Source organism: Olivibacter sp. SDN3 (assembly GCF_014334135.1).
Lineage (GTDB): Bacteria > Bacteroidota > Bacteroidia > Sphingobacteriales > Sphingobacteriaceae > Olivibacter.
The window spans coordinates 3,365,615-3,390,934 of record NZ_CP060497.1; the positions used below are offsets into that span (position 1 = coordinate 3,365,615).

Annotated in this window: 11 protein-coding genes and 1 pseudogene; 6 read left to right on the forward strand and 6 right to left on the reverse strand. The window is 44.7% G+C overall.

Translation table 11 applies throughout. From position 1 onward, the window contains the following. Positions 1 to 113: 113 nt before the first annotated feature. Together H8S90_RS13965 and H8S90_RS13970 are read right to left on the reverse strand one after the other, a co-directional pair. The gene (locus tag H8S90_RS13965; protein ID WP_187338484.1) at positions 114 to 1,898 is read right to left on the reverse strand and encodes a RagB/SusD family nutrient uptake outer membrane protein; all 1,785 of its coding nucleotides are present in this window, start codon (positions 1,896 to 1,898) and stop codon (positions 114 to 116) included. A 16-nt stretch (positions 1,899 to 1,914) separates the two neighbouring features. Beyond that, positions 1,915 to 5,076, reverse strand: a complete 3,162-nt coding sequence (locus H8S90_RS13970; RefSeq protein WP_187338485.1) for a TonB-dependent receptor — start codon at positions 5,074 to 5,076, stop codon at positions 1,915 to 1,917. Between the two features lie 402 nt (positions 5,077 to 5,478). Here H8S90_RS13970 and H8S90_RS13975 point away from each other — a divergent pair, with 402 nt between their 5' ends. From H8S90_RS13975 to H8S90_RS13985, 4 genes are all read left to right on the forward strand, one after another. Continuing rightward, positions 5,479 to 9,654 (forward strand): hybrid sensor histidine kinase/response regulator transcription factor, encoded by a 4,176-nt coding sequence (locus H8S90_RS13975; protein WP_187338486.1) that lies wholly within the window; start codon positions 5,479 to 5,481, stop codon positions 9,652 to 9,654. 218 nt (positions 9,655 to 9,872) lie between these two features. Further along, positions 9,873 to 10,961 carry an endo-1,4-beta-xylanase gene (locus tag H8S90_RS13980; RefSeq protein ID WP_187338487.1) on the forward strand — a complete coding sequence of 363 codons (1,089 nt, stop codon included), beginning with the start codon at positions 9,873 to 9,875 and terminating at the stop codon, positions 10,959 to 10,961. Between the two features lie 126 nt (positions 10,962 to 11,087). Then, positions 11,088 to 11,897 (forward strand): glycoside hydrolase family 3 protein, encoded by an 810-nt coding sequence (locus tag H8S90_RS26220; protein ID WP_255501607.1) that lies wholly within the window; start codon positions 11,088 to 11,090, stop codon positions 11,895 to 11,897. Between the two features lie 10 nt (positions 11,898 to 11,907). Further along, positions 11,908 to 13,710, forward strand: a complete 1,803-nt coding sequence (locus tag H8S90_RS13985) for a glycoside hydrolase family 3 C-terminal domain-containing protein (protein WP_255501951.1) — start codon at positions 11,908 to 11,910, stop codon at positions 13,708 to 13,710. 41 nt (positions 13,711 to 13,751) lie between these two features. Here the strand turns inward: H8S90_RS13985 and H8S90_RS13990 are convergent. The 4 genes and pseudogenes from H8S90_RS13990 to H8S90_RS14005 form a co-directional block, all read right to left on the reverse strand. After that, positions 13,752 to 13,964: pseudogene (locus H8S90_RS13990) on the reverse strand (hypothetical protein); the annotation flags it as partial. A gap of 59 nt (positions 13,965 to 14,023) precedes the next feature. After that, positions 14,024 to 15,115 carry a glycoside hydrolase family 43 protein gene (locus tag H8S90_RS13995; protein WP_187338488.1) on the reverse strand — a complete coding sequence of 364 codons (1,092 nt, stop codon included), beginning with the start codon at positions 15,113 to 15,115 and terminating at the stop codon, positions 14,024 to 14,026. 49 nt (positions 15,116 to 15,164) lie between these two features. Continuing rightward, positions 15,165 to 16,724, reverse strand: a complete 1,560-nt coding sequence (locus H8S90_RS14000) for a RagB/SusD family nutrient uptake outer membrane protein (protein ID WP_187338489.1) — start codon at positions 16,722 to 16,724, stop codon at positions 15,165 to 15,167. 11 nt (positions 16,725 to 16,735) lie between these two features. Further along, positions 16,736 to 19,888: a TonB-dependent receptor gene (locus tag H8S90_RS14005; protein WP_187338490.1), complete on the reverse strand. Its 3,153-nt coding sequence runs from the start codon at positions 19,886 to 19,888 to the stop codon at positions 16,736 to 16,738. A gap of 561 nt (positions 19,889 to 20,449) precedes the next feature. Here H8S90_RS14005 and H8S90_RS14010 point away from each other — a divergent pair. Both H8S90_RS14010 and H8S90_RS14015 read left to right on the forward strand, forming a co-directional pair. Beyond that, a complete protein-coding gene (locus H8S90_RS14010) occupies positions 20,450 to 20,857 on the forward strand; it encodes a hypothetical protein (protein ID WP_187338491.1) in 408 nt (135 codons plus the stop codon). A 64-nt stretch (positions 20,858 to 20,921) separates the two neighbouring features. Next, the gene (locus tag H8S90_RS14015; protein ID WP_187338492.1) at positions 20,922 to 25,298 is read left to right on the forward strand and encodes a CusA/CzcA family heavy metal efflux RND transporter; all 4,377 of its coding nucleotides are present in this window, start codon (positions 20,922 to 20,924) and stop codon (positions 25,296 to 25,298) included. Positions 25,299 to 25,320 lie beyond the last annotated feature (22 nt).

Below are 25,320 nucleotides of genomic sequence, written 5' to 3' on the forward strand. Positions count from 1 at the left end.
TTAAGTACTATATTTAATTCTGAAGGTGCAAATAATATAGTTTGACAAAACCGCTATGCGTTTGCATAGCAGTTTTGTCAAACTGGGACTTGGGTTATTTACATATTTGTTGATTACTGTCCGGCATAACCTGGATTTTGCGAGAACGGCGGCCCTTCTGTCACCAAATCTATCTGTTGTTGTGGGATAGGTCGTAGGAGGTGGAAGTCTCTTACATTGGGTCCGCCTTCAAGATTGTATCTGGAAACCCGGTCTACAAGTGTTTGTGTTCTCGCGAGGTCCCACCAACGTGTATATTCACCATACATTTCCCGTGTACGCTCGTCAAGAATGAAATCAATATCTACATCGCCCGCTGTAATGGTTTGTGCGGTAAGCGCTGCGCTGTATTCTGCCTCAGTCTGGCCTGGCTGATAGGCAGCACGTCTGCGAAGTACGTTCAGCATATCGGCCGCTTCTTGTAGACTGGCACCACCTTTAAATGCAGCCTCAGCAGCGATAAGGTACACTTCAGCAAACCTGTATAGGATGAAAGGCCTATCCGAATAATCGTTCATGTCCACGCGTGTAGAGTCATCCCATTTCCGAAGACTGGGAAACATATTTCCAGTGAAGGGCACCGTTGCGCCCGACAAATGCTCGGGCTCCAGAATTATACCCTTGAAGTTTGCCCTTTCTTCGGCAGATACTACCCGGTCTACACACCAGATGGCAGTATCTACCTGATTGATCAATTGTCCGCGGGGTGTTACTGCGCCTGCACTTCCTGAAGGTGCTTCCGGCATGCTGTTCGACAGCCAAATGGTTTGGAAGGTGCCGTGATAACGACTATCATGAACGCGGTCGGCAAATGCAACATCCAAGATATAGCGCATATTGGGACGAATACGCTGCCATGGCCGTCCGTTGGGTACGTCACGCATAACAAGCGGGTCTCCACCACCTTCTGGATAGTTTGCATTAATAGTCGGATAGTTAGGCCGGAAGAAGAAGTTCGATTTATTTTCGCTAAGTTCCGTAGCACCAGCTCCCGGGGGCGAGTTTTGGCCAAACTTCAGATCGGCCGTACGATCAACGACCATTATCGTTTCCGGACCATATTCATTACCTTCTAGGAAAGCTTCCAAGAAATATGGCCAAAGGTCAAGACCATACAGGCCTTTGTTGTCTATAAGTTCTTTAGCGAGATTATAGGCATTGGTGAAATCTTCCGGTTGTGCCACGTCCGACCAGCCACGCCACAAATAGGTCTTTGCAAGCAGAAACAGGGCAGTAGCTTTATATGCAGGTTTACCCAAGCTCGCATCGGGCTGGTTAGGCAGGTCATTAATAGCAACCGTGAAATCTTCAATAATGGCATTGTAAACCTCGGCTTTGGGGCTACGTGAGTCTGCAGATGATACACTCGTATTGTACTCCAAATGTAGAGGCACATCGCCAAATGTAGTTACGAGATGATAATAGCAGAAAGCCCGGAGAAATCGAGCCTGTGCAAAAAGCCGTGTTTTTTGATCCTCCGGGATATCAGACTCCTCACCAAACTGAAATACACCGTTTAACGTGTTGATATTAATGTACATACTATTCCATAGACCTGCGTAATCATTGGCATTACTTGCCATTAGCGGAGAATAGGTGAAAAAGTGCTGCACGTCTGCGGCAGATCCACGGATCATCTCATCGCTGCCGCCATTGAATAATTGTGTGAATATTTGCGTTCCCCAGTGGCCTCTTAACGAAGAATACACGCCGGCAATACCACCTTCAATACCTTCAGGAGTACGGAAGAAAGCAGGATCGATACTGGCTCGCGGTTGCTCGTCCAGAATCTTGGTGCAACTCGCTTGAAAAATTAGTGCTGTTAAACCGATTAAGATTGCTTTATATTGTGTTTTCATAATTTTTCGTATTGATTTAAAAGTTAAGGTTTACACCAAATATAAACTGCCGGGTAGGAGGAACGCCCATACCAACGGTGATGGCACGTTCAACAACCGGTGTACCGCCAACTGGTGTTCCTACAGCGTTACCATAACCATTTCCTTCAGGATCTATACCTAAGCCGTCGCGTATCAGCGGTGCCCAAAGGATAAATGGATTTTGCGCTGATGCGTAGAGGCGAAGGGAGCCAATGCCGAGATTGGAAAGGTAGCGCTCCGGAATGTTGTAACCAAGGGTAATTGTTCTGAGTTTAATAAACGAGCCATCGCGATAGGATAAGGTACTGGTATATTCCAATGCATCTCTGCTTGCGTCCGGTTGAGGAAAAGCATTTGTTGGATTATCGGGTGTCCAATAGTCGACCTTATACTGGTTAACCCTACTGTTTCCGAAGAAAGGGTAACCCGCCGCACCTCCATCTGCGGTTAGGTAATTGGCAACTACCGTTTGACCAAATCGACCGAAAGCGACGATGTTCAGATCGAAGTTTTTGTAGGAAAAACGATTACTAAGACCTGCAACAAAATCCGGCTGGAAATTACCAATTACCTGACGATCTTCTGCATCGATTATACCATTCTGATCGACGTCTTCGATTTTGATATCTCCAGGAAAAGCACCATATACCGCTGCCTGTTCCGCCTCATGACTTTGCCATATACCAATTTTTTTTACGTCAAAAATTACAGTCATCGGTTGCCCCACGTACCAACCATTACCGATATCTTCAGTAAGGCCGGGTTGTAGCTCCACTATCTTTTCGCGGTTTAAAGAAAAGTTTGCATCGCTCTCCCAACGGAACCCTCCATCGGTATTGACATTAATGCTGGTTAACGTAGCTTCAAAGCCATTTCCAGCTGTTTTTCCTTGGTTGATCAACACAGAATTGGCTCCGTTACTTCTGGGAAGCTCCTTACTTAACAAAATGTCACGGGTGGTGATATTATAATATTCTAGAGCGCCAGAAAGTCGACCGCCAAAGAGACTGAAGTCGAGTCCGATATTATAGCCCTTCGTAGATTCCCATGTTAGGTCAGGATTGGGTAAGGTGTTGAAAACATATCCCCCAACGAGGTTATGATTGGCAAGGGTACCCCGGCCATAATTATAAAAGTTTGACGTTAAGCTACCTATGGTGGTATATGGGCTGATCGTTTGGTTGGAGGATACTCCCCAACCCGCACGGAGCTTCAAATCATTAATAAAACCAACCTGTTGCATGAAGCTTTCCTCACTGACGTTCCATCCAGCGGAAATAGCTGGGTAGGTAAACCATTGGTTTCCGGGTGCAAGTACGGAAGATCCGTCACTTCTTACCGTTGCCGTAATCATGTATTTATTGTCATAAGAATAGAATGCCCGTCCCATGTAGGCCATTAGTCCTCGTTCATTAAATATGCCGGCCTCTGGATTTACGGCGTTAATTAACTGGAAGTTGTAGTCTTGTATGTAGTCTGCCGGTACGCCTTGCCCTTGAAAGCCCTGCTCTTGAAAATGGTTTTTAACTATTTCGAACATCGCAGTACCTTGGATACGATGCTTTTCGGCAAATGTTTTTTCATAGGTCAGCCGGTGATCAATTGTGTATTGCCATTGCTCCGTATTGCGCTGCATGACATTGGATCCAGCGGTTGAGGTGTTTAAGTTGAAGACAGTCCCTGGACCAAAGTAGTCGCTGTTACGTGTCTGGATCCAGTCTAAGGTAAGTGTACTCCTGAATTTTAATTCGTCTAGTATAGACACTTCACCATAAAGATTACTCAATGTTCTAAACCGTCTGGTATGTGCTTTGATTTTATCATTATTTCCGATAGATGTCAAAGGACTCATTTGATTGGCATCGTTTGACTGCTGAAAAGCAGGCATCATGTTGATACTTCCATCTTCGTTATAGGGAAGGTAAAGCGGACTGAGTCTTAGGCCAGCACTATACGCATTGACGCCAACACGATTGGCGTAACTCATGGTATTATTGGTCGTGATACCAATGCGCAGTCGCTTGCTCAATTGATGATCAATGGCTATGCGGAATGATCCGCGGTCAAATCGCTGATCATGGACAATACCCGTCTCCCGGAAGAAACCACCACCGAAACTATACTGCGTGGCTTCATTTCCACCGACCACACTGAGGTTGTGATCCGTTCTTATACCTGTCGTAAGTAGGAGGTTTTGCCAGTCTGTACTGACTCCATTAGCGAGGTTTTGCTGCTCTATGGGCGTTAGCGGGTTGGGGTGGGGGCCATCCGGGTTGGGCTGGCCGCGTCTAGCCGCTTCCTTAAATGCAGCGTATTCTTCTCCGTTAAATACATCATAGGTGTCCAGAGCAGAAGAAATTCCGAAGAAACCATTATATGAAGCTCTCGCTTTGCCTGCCTGTCCGCGTTTTGTCGTGATGATGATAACACCACCAGAGCCTCTTGATCCATAAATAGCAGTCGCTGACGCGTCCTTGAGAATATCCATGGATTCAATATCGTTCGGATTGATATCGTTAATACTGCCCCCTGAAATGGCTATTCCGTCGACTACTAATAGCGGACCGTTCTGTGCATTATTTGCGCCTGACGATGTTGCTAGAGATCGGTTCCCGCGAATCCTAATCTCACCGCCTGTACCGATTTGGTTGCTATTGTTGACAATGTCTACGCCCGCTGCGCGACCCTGGAGCTGATTATAGATGTTTGGTGCACCAACCTCCCGCAAAGTTTCTCCTTTAACGGAAACCGTAGAGCCGGTCAGGTCTTTTTTTCGCTGCGTTCCATAACCGATGACAACAACCTCGTCCATATCTAAAGCCTGCGAGCCAAGTTCAATATTAAAGTTAGCACCGCTGCTGATCACAATTTCACGAGCACGGTAACCCACGCTGGTTACAACTAGAATTTCACCATTATCTGCATCAATAGCAAAATTTCCCTGCTCATTGGAACTTGTGCCGCGGGTAGTCCCCTTGATCTGTATTGTTGCGCCGACAATTGCTTGGCCATCTTCCGTCATTATCCTCCCTTGAATTGCGCTTTGTTGGGCAAAGGTCGGACTGATACCCATTAATAAGAGTATGGGAAGTAGGTAACCGAAACATATCCGGTAGACGCCGGGGGTATTTGTTAGTTTTTTTTCTACATGGTTCATTTTTTTCATTTTAAAAGGTCATCCGGGAAAATTGGTTAATAAAATTTGGTTCTTTTTTGGTATTGTCGATACATTCGCAGTTCCAATACGCAGTATATGTTGATGACACTAATTTTGTTATTGGTCAGCCCCGCCATAAAAGCATAATCCTGCGTAGGTTTAAATCATATTGGTTACACGATTTGGATCTTATTCAAAGCTACAAGAGTATTATGGAGCACTGTTAGTAAGAATGTCTAAATTACCAGTAAAAATGTCTAAATATATGCGTGAGTAGTCTTTTTAGGTAGCTGAGATATTTAATTTTATTTTTAATGCAAACGTTGGAATAATTTTTTAACTTAGCATTTAACTAACGATTATTCGACACTGGTGGGGTTAGCCTCCCAAGAAACCTATTTTATGCGTGCACGGATACTTATTATACCTGAAATAATTATCAAGATGTTATTTGGTGTACTGATTTGTACGCCGATATCTATTCTTAGCCAAGAATTACCACGGAGTTTTAAAACATATTCAGCCGAAGATGGCCTGTCTTCAAGCACAATTTATGATATTTTGAAAGATGAGTTTGGTTTCCTATGGCTTGCTACTGAAGACGGATTAAACCGTTTTGATGGCACGACGTTTAAGAGCTACCGGTATGACCCGCAACAGGCCGGTGGTCTCAGAACTAACCATGTCACGGCATTGCATGAAGGTGGCGATGGTTCGTTGTGGATTGGCACAAATGGTGGAGCACTTAGTTTTTATGATAGAAGTAGAGATTCCATTATCAGCTATGAGGTCGAGATTGACCACCGCGACTTTAGCACTGCAATTACGGCTATTGCATCCGATAACAACGGGTTTGTCTGGGTTGCTTCATATGGTGGGCTATATATTATTGATGCCAAGACCAAACATGTTGTGGATCGTCCGGCATATAATGCGGTAATGAATCAATTGAACGGAATGAACTCCCTAACGCTATTTTACGATAGTCAGGAACGAATGTGGATTGGCACAGATGAGGGGCTATTTCTCTATACAAAAGATTTGACGCTAAACAAGCACTACAGATCTTCAAACGGAATTGAAGGATTAGCCGATAACGAGGTAATGGCTATTGCTGAAGATAGCAAAAAGCGGATGTGGATAGGTACCATGAACGGTATCAGCCTGTTCAACCCAAATGGTAGCCATAATCGAAATTTCAACACAAGCACCACGAATGGGCGGATAAGTAGCAACACGATATATGCTTTGGCTACCGACGGAGATAGCGGTGTCTGGGTGGGTACGGATGAAGGGCTGGATATATTGGATATTTCATCCTTTACCTCTACGCATATTCGACCAAATAGCCGAGAGGTTCACAGTTTAAGCAGTCGGTCTATCCGTTCCATTCTCATTGATCATGCTGGGATTTATTGGATAGGAACATTTCAGGGTGGATTGAATAAATATGACAAGAACTTGAGCCATTTCGTACTGAAGGAGTCTAACCCCTTCGACCCATCTGGCTTACGAGCTCCCGTCGTAACCTCATTTGCCGAACATGAGGGTAATGCTTTTGTTGGAACAGACGGTGGTGGACTCCATTTTTATAATCGCAATTTAGATTTATTTGAACATATAGAACTGGAAAGTTCGACGAACGATCGTCCGCATGATCTTAATATTCTGGCCATGACGATGACCCGTAACGGTAAATTATGGATAGGGACATATCACGATGGACTGTTTGGTTATGATCCGCTCAAGAAAGTAACAAAGCGTTATCACAAAGGGAACAATGCGAAAGACTTAAATCACAATGATGTTTTTTGCGTAAAAGAAGATCGCCAGCAAAGGCTCTGGATTGGTACGAATGGAGGAGGGATAAACATATTGAGCAAATCGGGAGATCAAATAGAAAAATATGTCCATCAATCCTCGAATGAAGGCGATCCCAGACAGCCGTCAAGCAATTACATCCGTGCTCTGGAGGAGGACAGCAAAGGGCAGATGTGGGTAGGGACCTATGGTTCAGGAATCTCTGTTTTTAATCCCGAGACTGGGCGTTTCGTCTTTTATACAAAACAAAACAGCGCTTTACCCAGCAATTATATTCTGGCAATCAAAGAAGATCAAGCGGGGAATATCTGGGTAGGGACAGAGGGAAATGGGGTTGGGCTTTTGAAAAGAGGCGATACTTCTTTTCAGACATTTTCAGAAACTGATGGATTGATCAACAGTGTCGTTGTAAATATCGTCGAAGATCAATCCGGTAAGTTATGGTTCAGTACCAATAGGGGGTTGACTTGTTATGAAGCTTCGCAAGAGAAGTTTAAAAGTTATTCCAGGCAGGTAGGTCTGCAGTCCGGAGCCTTCATGCGGGGGGCAGGCATCTGTCTTGCTGATGGGGCACTTTTTTTCGGTGGGCAGAAAGGCATGAATTATTTTCATCCCGAAAATCTGAAGACAAATTATAACGTTCCACCAGTGGTATTGACCGATCTCATGGTTAATAACAAGTTGGTTGAACCAACTACCGATGGCCCCATTAAGGTTCCGCTTATGCTTTCCAGTGAAGTTAGACTCAAATATAGGCAGAACTTCGCTATCGCTTTTGAAGCACTGAACTTTACAGCACCGGAACAGAATAATTATATGTATCGACTGGAGGGCTTTGATAAGACCTGGATGCCTGTTGGTAAGGAGCATAGTGCATATTATACGAACTTGGATCCGGGCACATACACGTTCCATGTAAAAGCAAGTAACAATGATGGTATCTGGAATGAAGATGGTACGTCGATTACTGTTTTTGTTGCACCTCCCTTTTGGCGAACCAATTTCGCCTATGCGATGTATATATTGTGTTTCCTCGGAGGGGGCTGGTACATGCGTCATCGCGGGATTAAAAAATTAAGGGCCAATTTTGCGGTGGAGCAGGAAAGATTGCGTTCCAAACAGCTGATTGAACAAGAACGGCAGGAAGCCGAGCATTTACATCGCTTAGATCGTATGAAAATCAAGTTTCTGACCAACTTAAGCCACGAGTTTCGTACACCAATTTCCCTGATCATGGGACCTGTAGATCAACTTTTAACTACGATAAAAGACGATGGTACCTCCAGTCAGCTAACATTAATAAAACGAAATGCAAGAAGGTTGTTGAATTTGGTAAACCAGCTTTTGGACTTTCGAAAAATGGAAGAGCAGGAGGTCAAACTCCATTGCAGTAGAGGTAATATTGTAGCATTTCTAGAGGAGGTTAGCGATGTCTTTAATGATATGGCCTTAAGGAAAAAGCTGGATTACGCATTTTACAGTGAATTGGAAACCTTGGATGTCGTTTTTGATCACGATAAGATTGAGCGTATACTTTTTAATCTCTTGTCAAACGCGTTTAAGTTTACACCCGAAGGCGGAACTATCACAATAGGTCTTGATGAAAAGGCTGAGCTGTCTGATGATAACTATGTGAGTCTCTTCATAACGGTTAAGGATACCGGTATTGGAATTCCAAAGCAAGATCAGGAGCGTATTTTCGACAGTTTTTTTCAGCATGATGTTGGGGAAGTAGTGCTCAATCAGGGAACGGGCATTGGCTTGGCTATAGCGCGGACTTTCGCACAAATGCACGGGGGAAGACTCGATGTAAGCAGTGAATTGGGCAAAGGAAGCTGCTTTTCGTTGCACCTCCGTCTTAAGCGGGCCTTTGGCTTACCGGTATTCGAAGCATCGCGCCTACTAGGTGAGATGGATACTATTGATGAATCTGCAAGCGATCTGCCAGCAACAACCAATACGTCTGATCTTCCATCTTTGCTGATTATAGAAGACGATGATGATTTTCGCTTTTATATTAAAGACAATCTGAAATCATCCTGTCAAGTGTTTGAAGCGTCAAATGGAAAAGAGGGATGGCAGCGAGCACTCTTTCATCATCCTGACATTATTGTTTGCGATGTACATATGCCGATCATGAATGGATTGGAATTGGTACAAAAGCTTAAAGCTGACCGTCGGACGAAGCATATTCCCGTTATTTTATTAACGGCTGCCGAAGCCAAAAATGGTCTTCTGTGTAGCTTGGAGTGCGGTGCGAGTGATTACATCACCAAGCCTTTTGACTTTGCAGTATTACAGGCCAAGGTCAATAGTTTATTAACGTTAAATCAAGCATTAAAAGATACTTATTCAAAACAGCTGTCCATCGAAGCTCCGAAAGCAGTGATTGTTTGTGAGAAGGAACGGTTTTTAAAGAAAGTGGCCGCCTTTATTTATGAGAATATGGGGAACACGCAGCTGTCGGTAGAAACTTTAAGCGCTTACCTTGCCATTAGCCGCGCGTCGCTCTATAACCGACTTCTGGCCTATACAGGAATGACTCCTGTGGATTTTATACGTTCTGCAAAATTAGAACGCGCAGCTTTGCTTTTAGAGAAAAGTGATATGACCGTAGCAGAAGTAGCCTATGAAACAGGTTTTGCAAATCCAAATTATTTCACTAAAGTGTTTAAAGGGAAGTATCAACAAACACCTTCGGAATTTATCTTATCCGTTAGGAAAGGCAATCGGAATGTTTTGATAACAGAGAATTAATGTCTGTATCAAATAGAAGGATTGTTTTTGACATTTTTATCTCTTTTTTATTCATAAGGAGCGATTCAATTTGCTGGCCTTACCTAGTTTTGTTGCATATTCCCGATAATACAGGAAGATTTTCGGGCAATACCTTACAAATCAATTGCGGTACACGCTTTATACACTTTTGTAAGGCTACTTACAAGTTATAAATTACCTTTAAAATATCGATACCGATGAAATCACTTCCGTATTTTCTTCTGAGCCTATGCTGCATTATTGTTGCAGAGCCAAGTCTCGCACAGCAACAGCAGGAGCTGGGACTAAAAGACTATTATCACAATTTGTTTCCTATAGGGGTGGCGGTCAATGGTCGGGCAATAAAAGGCGATGAAGCGGCATTGATAAAACAGGAGTTTAATAGTATTACAGCAGAAAATGCGATGAAAATGGGACCGATACATCCTGAAGAAAATCGTTACAATTGGGGATTGGCCGATAGCATAGTGCATTTTGCTTCTGCCAACAATTTGCGTGTGCGTGGACACACCTTACTATGGCATCAGCAAACACCTAAGTGGATTTTTGTAGACGAGAACGGGGATCAGGTAAGTAAGGAATTGTTGTTAAAACGTCTCCGCGAACATATATTGGCAGTAGTGGGAAGGTACAAAGGAAAGATATATGCCTGGGATGTCGTGAATGAAGCGATAGATGATAACCCAGAGAAATTTTTGCGTGAGTCTAAATGGATGGAAATTATTGGCGAAGAAGTTTTTGCAAGAGCTTTTGAATACGCGCACGAAGCTGACCCAGACGCGCTCTTATTTTACAATGATTATAACAGCGAACGCCCGGAGAAGCGTGAACGCATCCTGCGCTTGTTGAAAAATTTGACGGAAGCAGGAGTGCCGATCCATGGTGTGGGATTACAAGGGCATTGGTCGATATTTGAACCGTCGGAGACCGATTTGGAAGAGGCTATTGAACGCTACGCATCACTGGGGCTGCAATTGCATATTACAGAGTTGGATATGTCGGTCTATCCTTGGGAGAAGGAAAGACGACAGAAGCGGGCGGATGAGTCGGATGCTTATACACCGGAGCTCGAGCAAAAGCAAATCGATCAATTCGAGAAAGTTTTTGGTATATTCAGGAAGTATGCTGAACACATCACCAATGTTACATTTTGGAATGTTTCAGATCGTTATTCTTGGTTAGACCACTATCCGGTACATGGGCGTAAAAATTACCCGCTACTTTTTGACCAAAATTTACAGCGAAAGAAAGCCTATTGGAAGGTAGTGGATTTTAAGAAGGATTAAAATGAATACACAATAATGAAGTTGAAAAAGGCCAAATTCTAATACAGGACCATGGTGACATCGTGTATTTTAAAAATATCAAGATAAAAAAGCTTCCTTAAACTCGAATTATAAAATAGCGCGAATATGAAAAATATAAATGGCCTAGTGACTGCATTTCTTATTTTTTTTATCGCGATGCAGCTTCCGTTATACGGACAAAACCATGAATTTCCATTTGAAAATCCACAGCTGTCCTTTGAAGAAAGAGTGACAGATTTGGTTCAGCGGATGACCTTGGAAGAAAAGGTCTCGCAAATGTTGAATGCTGCGCCGGCTATACCGCGGTTAAACATTCCTTCCTATGACTGGTGGAATGAAACTTTACACGGAGTTGCGCGTACACCGTTCCCGGTAACCGTTTATCCGCAAGCTATAGCGATGGCGGCTACTTTTGACACGACGGCACTATTTAAAATGGCCGACTATTCTGCTCTTGAGGGACGGGTCGTTTACAATAAGGCAGTGGCTATGGGGAGAACGAATGAACGCTACTTAGGCTTGACTTATTGGACGCCCAATATCAATATTTTTCGTGACCCCAGATGGGGAAGGGGACAGGAAACATATGGCGAGGATCCATATTTGACTGCTGCATTGGGCAAAGCATTTGTAAGGGGTTTACAGGGCGACGATGAAAAATATTTAAAAGCTGCAGCATGTGCTAAACATTATGCTGTGCATAGCGGGCCCGAACCTGAACGTCATATTTTTAATGTGGATGTAAATGCCTATGACTTATGGGATACCTATTTGCCAGCATTTGAGGAGTTAGTGGTCGACGCAAAGGTTGCCGGTGTGATGTGTGCTTACAATGCCTTTCGCACACAACCCTGCTGTGGCAGTGATCTGTTGATGACCGATATAATGGGATTTCAAGGGTTATGTAACTTCTGACTGCTGGGCGATAGATGACTTTTTTAAAAATCATAAAACACATGCGTCTGCAGCGGATGCGGCCGCAGATGCCGTATACCACGGCACGGATTTGGATTGTGGTACCGACGCTTACAAAGCGTTGGTACAAGCTGTTAAGGAAGGTAAGATTACCGAAGAGAGTATTGATACATCTGTAAAACGCTTATTCATGATACGTTTTCGCCTGGGTATGTTCGATCCAGTATCTATGGTGAAATATGCGCAAACACCCGATTCTATCCTAGAATCCAGTATACATGGGAAGCATGCGTTAGAAATGGCGCGAAGTTCAGCAGTATTATTAAAAAATGAGCAGCACACGCTACCGCTTCGTAAAAACCTAAAGAAAGTAGTTGTACTCGGTCCGAATGCCGATAATGCAATTGCTATTTTAGGCAATTATAATGGTATTCCCTCAAAGTTATCTACGGTTCTAGACGGAATCCGGCAAAAGGTTGGAGCAGCGACTGAAATTATATATGAGCAGGCAATAAATTTCACCAATGATACGCTCCTTACTTATGCCGAAATGGAGGGCAAATATACTTTTAATGGCAGGCCGGGTGTTCACGCCCGCTATTTTTCCAATACTGCGATGAAAGGAGATCCTATTTTCGAAAGATATGAAAATACTATTGATCACTTCTGGCAGGAAGGGGAAACTATTGCAGATGGATTACGTGCCAATGATTTCTCCGTTCACTTTCAGACCGATTTCCACGCAGATCATGATAGCCCCTTGGTGTTTGAAGTGGAAGCAGATGATGGATATCGTCTTATTGTAAATGACGATACCGTTCTGAATGCGTGGGAGCGAAACCGTTGGGGAGCGAAAACGTATACACTTAACACTAAAAGAGATAGCGTTTATCATCTGGAATTGGAATACTGGCAAGGTGGGGGGAAAGGTAATATCCGTTTAAGTGCAGGAAATTTCCAAAGAACAGATTTTAAGCAGTTAGCCGAACAGCATAAGGATACAGACGCATTTATATTTGTGGGAGGAATTTCTCCACAACTTGAAGGTGAAGAAATGCAGGTAGATTACCCGGGCTTCAATGGGGGAGATCGCACCTCTATTTTACTACCGACGGTACAGACAGCATTGATGAAGGAACTCCAGGCAACAGGAAAGCCGGTTGTGTTTGTCATGATGACGGGCAGTGCGATTGCCATTCCTTGGGAGGCAGATCATTTACCGGCGATTTTAAACGCATGGTATGGTGGGCAGGCAGCAGGTACTGCAGTAGCTGATATTCTGTTTGGTGACTATAATCCATCCGGTCGTCTGCCAGTTACATTCTATCGTGGAGACGAGGATCTTGTGGCCTTCAACGACTACAATATGGATAATCGTACTTATCGCTACTTTAAAGGTAAACCACTTTATGGGTTTGGATACGGTCTGAGTTACACATCGTTTAAGTACGAAGATGTTCAGCTTCCCAAAAAGTTAAAAAAGGGAGAGTCAGTTCAAGTTAAAACACGCGTCCGTAATGTCGGAGATAGGGATGGCGACGAAGTGGTACAGCTTTATATTGTAAACAGTAAGGGAAGGGATAAGATGCCACTAAAGTCGTTAAAGGGATTCCGACGCATTCACCTAAAAGCCGGAGAGGCGAAAGAGCTTACTTTTGAGCTATCCCCAAAAGCCTTATCATACGTCCAAGACGATGGTAGCAGCGCTTTGCTTGAAGGAGAAGTAGAAATTGCGATAGGAGGCGTTCAGCCCGGGGAACAGAATGATGTCAAGAATACGGACTTACAGAGAAGGACTGTGTATATCAATTGATCACTCATCTTTCCATCAAATACCGGGAACTGCATAAAATTTCAATTCCTCGTAATAGAAGTCCTGTAGGCTCTTAGTTTGTCGTGGATCCAAAGGCCAGGCCCGTAATGATGATCCCAACCCATGATATCACGCAGTCCAAGTGGAGTCATATAGTCGACTACAGCTCCCCCTGAAGCTATCATTGGGTTTTGCACATCCGCTACCATAGCCTGGTCGCAGCCGAAAGTAAGTTTGACCCATTCCGCGGCAACATCTGTGGCTTTTTTCGCTCATCTCAGTCAAGGTCCATTAAATGTTATATCTGTATGTGTTACTCAGTAAAGGGATCAATCATTGCAATTGTGCCATCTTCATGATGTGTTAGCTCAGTTACTTTTACGTTACGTAAATGTGTTTTCCCCGAACGTTCAGTATCGTGATAGAAAAGATACCATTTACCATCAAACTCAACAATGGAATGGTGGGTAGTCCAGCCTTGCACGGGTTTCATGAAGTGTCCGGCGAAAGTAAAAGGCCCTGTTGGAGAATCACCTATGGCATATGCCAGAAAGTGTGTGTCGCCGGTAGAATAACTAAAGTAATAGCGATCCTGGTATTTATGCATCCATGCACCTTCAAAAAATCGCCTATCATGGTCCCCTCCGAGGATTTCGTTCCCGGCACTATCGATTAGCTTTGCGTTTTGTACCTGACCATCAAATTCCACCATATTATCTTTTAGCTTAACTACCCTACAGCTAATCGCTGGCTGATTATCTTGCTCCAGATCAGTTAGAGACCCCGCTGCGTCATATTCATTGTTTTCCCATTGTTGCAACTGACCGCCCCAAATACCACCAAAATACATGTACGTACTGCCGTCAGTATCCGTAAATACTGCTGGGTCAATACTGAAACTGCCTGCAATTGGTTCAGGAAGTGCTTTGAAAGGCCCTTCGGGAGAATGCGATGTAGCAACACCGATCCGAAAAACATCGTCCTTGTCTTTTGCAGGAAAATAGAGGTAATAGGTGCCGTCTTTGTAGGCTGCATCCGGAGCCCATAATTGTCTTGACGCCCAGGGAATGTCTTCGACGGCTAATGCAACCCCGTGATCAGTTACATCGCCATCAATTTTGTCCATGGAAAACACATGATAATCCCGCATTGCAAAATGGTCTCCGTTATCGTTTTCACTCGTTCCAGCATCGATGTCGTGTGAAGGATAAATATAAATTTTGCCATTGAACACGTGAGCTGATGGGTCTGCTGTATAAATTGAATCAATCAGTGGAGAAGAGCGAAATTGTAGGGTGTCGTTGGCGGCTACCTCATCAGACTCTTTTTTCTGTTCTTGATTACAACTAGCAAACGCTAGCAGTATACATGTTGATAATGTACTAAGATTTGCGAAATTTCTCATTTGTTTTTTCTATATACGTATTAAAAATAAAGTTTTCTCGATTTACAATTTAATAACCTGGGTTCTGCTGCCCGCTCAGTTCAGGATTATTATCCATTTCTGCAGTCGGAATAGGCAATAACTCATCTCGTCCTGGCCGAAAGTAAGCGATTGGCTCACTTGTGAAATAGTTGAGTGGCCGCCACCGGAGGATATCCAGGTTGCGGATAGATTCGTTAGATAACTCAACCATTTTTTCGTGCATAATCGCTCGTATAACATCCGTTTTACTGGCCATCGGATATTGTGCTGTAGGGTATGGGGGCATGGCGACAGAAGCCCGCGCGCGAACCTGGTTCAGATATCCTACTGACGCAGATAAGTTGCCGAGTTCGGCTTCGCATTCAGCCAAATTAATCAAAACTTCTGCAAAACGTATGATTCGCTGGTTATTACCGCCAGGATGATAGCTCGCACGACTTTTATCTTCCTTATACAGAATCATGAATTTTCTGAAACTAACTTTTATACGTACACCATTAACTAAAGAGGCATTGCCATTCTGATCAGCATCGGTCAACACATCTGCTCCATTATTATAGCGATCGCCAGTCTGGTAGAAGCTGAAGGAGAATCGAGGATCTGTTTTCGCTGCACCAGTTTCAGTATTTTCGAACTCATTTAACAGCTTATTCGAAGGGATAAGATTTCTCCAGGCTACGGGGTTATATTCTTGGTTACGGATAGTGGATTGTGCGGCATTCGGGGAGTCGTCGGTACCCCAGTTGAAGTCATTATCCCCCTTGTCGACATATACTATTTCAAAAATAGATTCGCTGTTAAATTCAGTTTCCTCTTCAAAATTGTCAAGATAGCGATCGGTCAACTGGTAGCCGTCTGCGCCTGCTGTTGGAATTTTAAGTAGTTCGTCTCGGGCACCGGAATAATCTCCACGCTGCATTAACACCCTTCCTAATAGCGCGTTCGCAGCAGAGCGGGTAGCACGGCCATTATCAGTGGCCGATTTACCGGGAAGAATTTCAGCTGCTTCGCTAAGGTCTTGGATAATTACGCCGTAAATTTCATCAACATCTGCCCTGTCCTGATAGTCGGACGGTGTTTTTACGGTCTCCACATAAAGCGGAACCGCTCCCCATTTCGAAACCAGTTCAAAGTATGCCCACGCGCGTAAGAACTTTGCTTCCGCCAGAACACGATCGCGCAAGCCCGGGTTGTCCGTCACGTTTGGCCCATTTTCAATAACCGTATTTGCACGATGAACTACCGTGTATAAACCATTCCACACGGCATTCATAACGCTATTGGTAGGGTCAACGTTTCCGTTTAAAATCTGTCCTCGAGGAACCTCTAATTGACTTCCCCCGGCAGCAACTTCATCACTGCGTAAGTCGTGTAAAAAAAACCATTCACGTGCCACAAGGTTGATTCCTCTTACAGTTGCGTATATCGCATTCGCCCCGGCGAGTAATTCGTCGCCTGTTTGAAAGTATTGGTCGGTAGAGACTACGTTTTCGTTACTGGTATCCAGCGCATCTTTTTTGCAGGAATAGATGCTTAAAAAACTGAGTATGATGACCAATAGTAGTCGGTATTTGATTAATGTTTTCATCCGATTTGCGTTTAAAATGTTGCTTGTAAACCTAATTGAAATGAGCGTGGACTAGGATATTGACCGTAGTCTACACCATTTGTAAGTGTGCCGTTTTTGGAGCCAATTTCTGGGTCTAAACCGCTATAGTTTGTCGCCGTAAAGAGATTTTGTGCAGATATATATACCCTAAATTGACTGATCACGTTTCCACTGATACTTTTAATCCAATTTTCCGAAGGACGATAACCGATCATGAAATTTTTCATGCGCAGAAAAGAACCGTCCTCAATCCACCGGTTTGATGGGCGAACATTCTGGTTGGGATCGCCATTTACCGCTCTCGGCATATTAGTGTTCGTATTCGAGGGTGTCCAGGCATTCAGCACTGCGACATCTGCATTGAACAGTCTCGGCATGCCTTCTCTGATGATCCGGGCAGCATTAAAAATGTCATTCCCCTGAACGCCCTGCAAAAACAACACAAGATCGAAGTTTTTATAATTGGCCGAAAAATTTAATGAGTAACTGAACTTTGGCATAAAACTCCCGATGAACGTGCGGTCTCCATCATTGATAATTCCATTCCCATCAAGATCCCTAAAACGTAAGTCGCCCGGAGCAGCGCCGTTTTGTGTAGCATGCGCAGCAATTTCTTCTTCGTTATGGAAAATACCATCTACAAGGAAACCAAAGAATGATTGTACCGGCTGCCCAATTACGGTATTTGTGATCGGACCTCCACCGCCAAAATCGGCATCACCACCAGCTGTGATGGAAGCGTTTTCGTTATTGAGGCCAAGGACTTCATTGCGTATGATACTCATCAAACCCATCACATTCCATGTAAAATCACCATTGGTTTTATTGTATCCAAGTTGAAATTCGAATCCATTGTTGCGCATCGCTGCAACATTGGCTAATGTACCCGACCCGTTAAATCCGTAGCTCGTAGGTGTAGGGACAGTCAGGATAAGATTGTCTGTTTGGCGACGGAAATATTCAGCGACCAAGGTGATTCGATTGTCGAAGATCCCGAAATCCAAGCCAATATTGGTTTGCTTGGTTTTTTCCCAAGCAAGATCAGGGTTGCTAAGGCCGTTATAAAACGAGCCATTCCCGTTGATAATCGTTCCATTGAAGGGATAGGTTGATTGATTTCTTTGAATTGGCTGTAGATACGGATAATTACCAAGTAGAACACCATTAATACCGGTTATACCGTAACCCCCTCTAAGCTTGAACTCGGAAAGCCACGCTGCATCCTTCATGAAATTCTCCTGATTAACTTTCCAGCCCGCAGAGAATGCTGGAAAATTTTCATTTTTATTTCCAGGGGCAAATACAGACAGACCATCGCGTCTGATAGAAGCGGTTAACAGATATTTTCCGGCGTAGTCATAGGTTACCCGTGCCAGCATAGATCGGATGAGATTGGTTTCATACAGGGTGTTGGCAGCAACATTAGTTGCTCCATTTAGGGTTTTAACCAAATTGGTGCTCTGATTACCGCTTGCCGTTTCGTTACGGTAGCGCTGGCCCTGACTTTCATAAACCAAAGTCGCTCCTAGATTGTGGTCCTCGAACGACTTATCAAAACTTAACTGCTGGGTAAAGAGATGCGTTGTAAACAGTTGCCTGTCATTATTAATGGTGGCAATGTTAACAATCGATGTTCCACCGTCATTATGAATAGGTGTATAGTTTTGTATGGCGATGTTAGAATGATCAATTCCGTATGTTGAAGTGAACCTTAGCCATGGTGTAAAATTTATGCGCACATAAGCGGTACCCAAAAGTCTTGTTGTATTATTGTAGTTTTCAATCAGGTTTGCAGTCTCTACCGGGTTGACAGGATCTGATGCATCAAAGCTGTTCTGAGGACCCATATATCCTCCTAGATTATTTGGATTAAAGACCGGCAGGTAAGGCAGCATGCGAATCATGTTTACGATTGGCGTCCGATTGCCGGGAGGTTCATCGAAACGTTGCTTTGATTGGCCCACATAAAAACTCTGGCCAAAGTCGAAATACTTACTGATACGGTGCTCCGAGTTAATCCTATAATTTATACGTCTAAAATTCAATCCCTGTGCTATTCCTTCTTGTTGAAACACTCCAACACCGGTATAAAAACGGGAAATATCGTTTCCACCACTCAAAGAGATGTTGTGTTGTTGTAAGGGTTGATTGGTGCGGAAATAAGCATCCTGCCAATCTGTATTGGTTTGTGCAAATGTTTGGCCAGCACCTTCATAAATAGGTTGGTTGAAATTTCCTGCCTCTAGGCGCGGGGGGAGCGGCGTCTCCGCACCATTTAAAGCCCGCTCATATTGGAGATATTGCTCGGTATTCAGCAGATCGAAACGCTTCGCCGGGCTCTGGATTCCATAATAGGAATCGAAACTGATTTTAGGTCGATCCTGAAAATACCCTTTTCTGGTCGTAATGATAATTACTCCATTGGTTGCCCGAGATCCATAAATAGCAGCGGAACTAGCATCCTTTAACACGTCTACTGACTCAATATCCCGTTGGTCGATGTTCGAAATGTCAGTTGGGAAGCCATCCACTACATAAAGCGGGTCCGAAGCAAAGCTTATGGAGCTGATACCACGTATGGCAACAATCGGACTCGTCCCGGGAGAACCATTGTTCGTAACTGTTAGTCCGGCTACACGCCCTTGCAAGGCCTGATCAGCACTGGAAACGGGTAGCTCCGTTAAGGTTTTGGCACTGACAGATGATACGGCACCTGTAATGTTCGAACGACGTTGTGTGCCATAACCGACTACTACAACTTCATCCAAAGCCTGAGCATCGCTTCGGAGGACTACGGAGAGGGAAGTATTGTCGTTAACCGGTATTTCCTGACTTAGAAAACCAACATAACTGAAAATCAGGGTGGCTCCTTCATCTGGAATGTTGATCTCAAATGCACCATTTTGGTCGGTAGACGTACTGCCTATTGCGCCCTTGATGGTAACACTTACTCCGGAAAGTGCTTGCCCAGTTTCATCCGAAACGGCGCCTCTAATGGGCCAATCGGTTTTTTCACCAAGCGTGGCGGTTTCAGATGATGCTTTTCTGATGACTCCTTCCGGCACGAGAGGGGTCGCGTGGACCACTGTGGTCAGCTGCAATGCTGCGATGTAAAGTGCAGCCCTTAGAAACTGTGTTCTCATGAGATTAATTAATTTTAATTTTCCGTAATGGCGTGCAGTTTAAAAATCAGGTCGGTTCAGTTCAATCTGTTTGTCCAATAGCAAATTATGGTTGGCAACGTAAAATCTGGTGTCTAAAACTGGCTCGCTGTTTAATAATTGATTACATCAAAGCTAGTTTGTTTGCGGATAGGAGGTCAGTAAAAATGTTTAAAAGGAGGATAATAATGTTTAAAACAAAGACATATTGAATTTTTTTTGGTTTTTAGTTATATACTCTGGCGTTGTTGTGCCACCCTGAAATGCATTGCTTATCCCGAAACATAGAGTGATGGCATTCTTCGTTAACACTTAGGTACAAGTGTTCGGCGAAACAATCCGATCAAGTATAAGTAACATATGTTCATTTGATGGGTAAAATCGCTTCTAAAATCAAAGAATCCTAAATGAGTGTCGTATCGAAAACCAATTATATATGGTCAATAAAGACGATTGTTATAAAGGGATTCAGTATAAAGCATGGAGGCAGTTTGGAATGTAAAGTTTTTTTTATTAATTGCATTAACTACCTTTGCATAGGAAATGAAGCGTTTAGGAAAGCTTTTGATCATGTATATGCTTCTTTGGGTATTCGTACCGAAGGATGCTTTTCTATTTGCCGCTTCATTTGGCCTTCATTATGCCCATCATTTGGAAAGCCATGGTGATATTTCTGCGCTGGATTTTTTTGCAGAACACTTGGCCGGCGGGGAGGAGCATGATGCATCGCATGAAGATGGTCACCATGAGTTTCCTTGCGACCATTCCCACTCTTCGCACTGCTCTACCGTTAGCCATGTGAAAATATTAAGCCATCGCTTACAGCTACCGGTATACACAGGCGATGCCGAGACTTTGGCCTTTCTGGTTCATGCCGGTGAACCGCAATCCGCTGCATCCGGTATATGGCAACCCCCTCAGTCACTACACAACCTTCAACTAAAAGGATAGTGTAGGTTCTACTTTTTCATAGCTACACTATCCATATTTTTCTTGGACTTAAGTGTAGTTTTTTATGTTAAATCGTATTATATTTTTCAGTATAAAAAATAAGTTGGTAATTGGTGTGTTTACCCTTGCCCTTATGATATGGGGCCTCTGGTCGGCAACTAAGCTGCCCATTGATGCCCTGCCTGATATTACCAATAATCAGGTACAGATTATTACCACCTCGCCAAGTTTGGCCGCACAGGAGGTGGAGCGTTTAGTTACTTTTCCTATTGAGCTTGCGGTAGCAACGGTACCTGAGCTTGTCGAAATTCGAAGTATCAGCAGATTCGGTCTTTCGGTCATCACCGTGGTCTTTGAAGAAGGTGCCGATATTTATTGGGCACGGCAGCAGGTTTCCGAGCGACTACAAGAGGCTGAACGTCAGATCCCGCCGGACATAGGCGAGCCGTCGCTGGGGCCCATCAGTACCGGGCTCGGTGAAATCTATCAGTATATTATTCATCCAAAACCCGGAGCTGAAAACAAATATTCCTCTGCCGATCTGCGCACCATGCAGGACTGGATCGTTGCACGCCAGCTCTATGGTACACCCGGTGTGGCGGAGATCAATGGTTTTGGCGGGATACTAAAGCAATATGAGGTTGCCGTACGGCCCGATCGCCTGCAGTCGTACAATATCACCATTAGCGATATCATGAATGCGCTGCAGAATAATAATGAAAATACCGGTGGCGCGTATATCGATAAGAAGCCCAGCGCCTTCTATATCCGTTCTTTGGGGCTGGCAACGAGCCTGGAAGATGTGGGCAATATTGTCGTCCGGAAAGATAGTCAGGGTACGCCGATCCTGATCAAAGATGTGGCGACTCCACGATTTGGAGGTGCTGTACGTTACGGAGCCCTTACGTACAATGGGGAGCGCGAAGCTGTTGGTGGAGTGGTAATGATGCTCAAAGGCTCCAACAGTTCTGAAGTAGTTCGTGCAGTCAAGCAAAAGATGGAGACGATTCAGCAGTCGCTTCCAGAGGATGTTGTCATGGAGGCTTACCTAGATCGCACGGATCTCATTGGACGGGCGATCAATACCGTAAAAAGCAATTTGATTGAAGGTGCCCTGATAGTGATTTTCGTGCTCGTCTTGTTTTTAGGTAATCTGAGAGCAGGGTTGATTGTTGCTTCGGCCATTCCGCTCTCTATGCTTTTTGCCCTGTCGATGATGCGGCTTTTCGGCGTGAGCGCCAACCTGATGAGTTTGGGTGCCATAGATTTTGGTCTGATCGTAGATGGAGCGGTCATTGTAGTGGAAGCGACGATGCACCACCTCGGGCTTCGGCGCTCAGTGCTGCGCTTAAGCCAGGAGGAAATGGATCGAGAGGTTTACGAATCTGCTGCTAAGATCCGCACCAGCGCAGCCTTTGGGGAAATCATCATCCTGATGGTTTATATTCCGATCTTGACGCTCAGCGGAATTGAAGGGAAAATGTTCCGCCCGATGGCACAAACGGTGAGCTTCGCCATTCTTGGCGCATTAATTCTTTCCATGACCTATATCCCGATGATGTGCGTCTTGTTTTTGTCCAAAAAGCCAAGCTTGAAAAAGACTTTCTCGGATCACATGATGGAGAAGATTCAGCAGGTCTATATGCCCTTGCTCAAGCGTGCCCTTCGCGTGCGCTATTGGGTGCTGGGCGCAATACTGGTAATCTTTCTGTCCAGCGCTTATGTTTTCTCCAAAATGGGTGCTGAATTTATTCCGCAACTTAAAGAAGGTGATTTTGCCTTCCAGTGCGTTCTTCCGCAAGGGGCTTCGCTTTCACAGAGCATTGAAACTTCGATGAAAGCGGCCCAGATGATCAGGGGTTTTGACGAAGTCAAAATGGTTGTTGGCAAAACAGGTTCAGCAGAGGTGCCAACCGATCCGATGCCGCCGGAAGCTTCCGACATGATGGTCATCCTGAAAGATCAGGACGAATGGACCAGTGGAAGAAGTTATGAGCAATTGGCAGCGGATATGGAGGAAGCGTTGGAAGCATTAGCGGGAGTCTACATCGAAGTCAATCAACCCATACAGATGCGTTTCAATGAGCTGATGACCGGAATACGCCAGGATGTTGCGGTAAAGATTTTTGGCGAGGACCTGGATCTCTTAGAGACTTACGCGAAGCAGGTGGCCAAAATCGTGGGCGGAGTTGACGGCGCGTCGGGTGTTCTTGCTGAGCCTACTTCGGGATTGCCGCAGATTACGGTTACCTATGACTATGATCGGATTGCACAGTATGGTGTAACCATCAAGGATTTAAATGCAGCGTTAAGCACGGCCTTCGCCGGTGCCTCCGCCGGGTTGATCTATGAAAATGAACGACGCTTTGACCTCGTCGTGCGACTCGACAGTGTGGCCAAGCAGAACATAAACGATGTTCGGAATCTATATGTTCCCATAACTGGTGGAGGTCAGGTAGCACTTTCACAAGTGGCGGCGATCGAGTTTAAAGAGGGGCCGGCACAGATCAGTCGGGACGACGCCAAAAGGCGTATCGTGGTTGGGTTTAATGTAGTTGGTCGGGATGTACAGAGCGTGGTGGATGATATCACCAGTCGCTTGGAAAGTGAGTTGGAATTGCCCGATGGCTATTTTTATACCTTCGGCGGTCAGTTCGAAAATCTGCAGGAAGCCCGGTCAAGACTCTTGGTAGCCGTGCCGGTTGCGCTGGCATCCATCTTTGCGCTGCTATTCTTTACGTTCGGCTCCGTGAAAGACGCGCTGCTCATATTTACGGCGATTCCAATGTCGGCAATAGGCGGGGTGCTGGCCCTAGAACTCAGAGGCATGCCTTTTAGCATATCGGCCGGTGTTGGTTTCATAGCGCTTTTCGGTGTGGCTGTTCTGAATGGGATTGTACTGATCAGTACGTTCAATCAGTTAAAGAAATCCGGCCATGAAAGTCTGCTCCGACGCATTTTGGAAGGTGCACAGACGCGTTTGCGCCCTGTACTGATGACCGCGACGGTGGCCTCCCTCGGGTTTCTTCCCATGGCCATTTCTACAGGGGCAGGAGCTGAGGTGCAGAAACCATTGGCCACCGTGGTAATTGGTGGTTTGATATCGGCTACCTTTCTAACTTTATTTGTTTTACCTATTCTTTACCTGATATTTAACCGTTTCAAGGCGCTTGGCACTTCGTATGCCATGAAGAAGGCTACAGTGCTGCTGTTTATGGTGCTTGCTGGTGCAGGTACTTCTCAGGTCTTTGGTCAGACTACAGGCGATACCCTGGGCAATCTAGATGCGGCAATTGCAATCGCGTTGAAAAATAATCCAGGCCTGAAAGAGGCTGATGCGAATATCCTCAGCCAGAAGGTATTGGAGCGCACGGCATTTGATCCGGTCAACCTGAACCTTTCGGCGGATCAGTCGCCGCTTGAGGGAGCAAGTCCGGATAATAATATAGGTATTGCACAGATCTTTAATTTACCTGGTGTTTACCGAGCAAACAAGCGTTTGTTGAAAACACAGACCGGGTTGGCCAGCCGTCAGCTCGATTTGACCAAAAACGAACTGATACGTGATGTGAGGGTGGCCTATGCAAATCTGCAGTATGCCATGGCGGTGCTGAGGCATTGGGAGAGACGGGATAGCCTGTTAAATGAGTTTTTAAAAATTGCTGATCTGCGGTACAAAACCGGAGAGACGGCAAAAACCGAATTATTGGCGGCTTCTAACCGCTACCGGCAGCTGCAGCTGATGAAACAGCAGGCAAAAGCAACAGCGGAAGCGGCTGACCAGGAGTTAAGAAGGTTACTGAATACACAGGAACCTCCGAAAGTTGCACCACGGCCCCGTTTCAAACTTCCACTGCTTCAAGTTCCCGATTCATCGGATCTTCAGGGAAATCCGCTCCTGGCATTTGCCCGCCAGCAGATAACGGTTGCTGAAGCTTCCGTGAAGAAGGAAAGAACGGGTTTTTTGCCCGATGTGACCTTGGGTTATCAGCATCAACTGATCCTTCAAAACTGGAACCCGGAAAGTATTAACAAAGCATATGGGCAGCATACCCGGATGGCAGGTGTTTCTCTTGGGTTCGCTTTTCCGATTTTCAACTTATCCGCACAAAAAGCGAGGGTGAAAGCCGCGGTTTTACAGCGTACCGCCGCCGACTATTCCTATGAGAAAATTTCTAATGACCTAAAGGCGGCACTCAGTCAGCAGTTCAGCTATTATCGGCAACTTTCTGAAGCCGTTGGTTTTTACGAATCTGAAGGAATTTCTGAGGCGGATGAACTTATTGCGTCTACGCAGTTAGGTTATAGAAAGGGCGAAATGGATTATGTGGCCTACACGCAAAATGTTGAACAGGGATTCGATACACGCTTGCAATATTTGGAAACACTTAAACGCCTCAATCAGGCGATAGCAGAAATCAACTACTATATTGGAAATTAAATTGAAAGAAATAAATATGAAA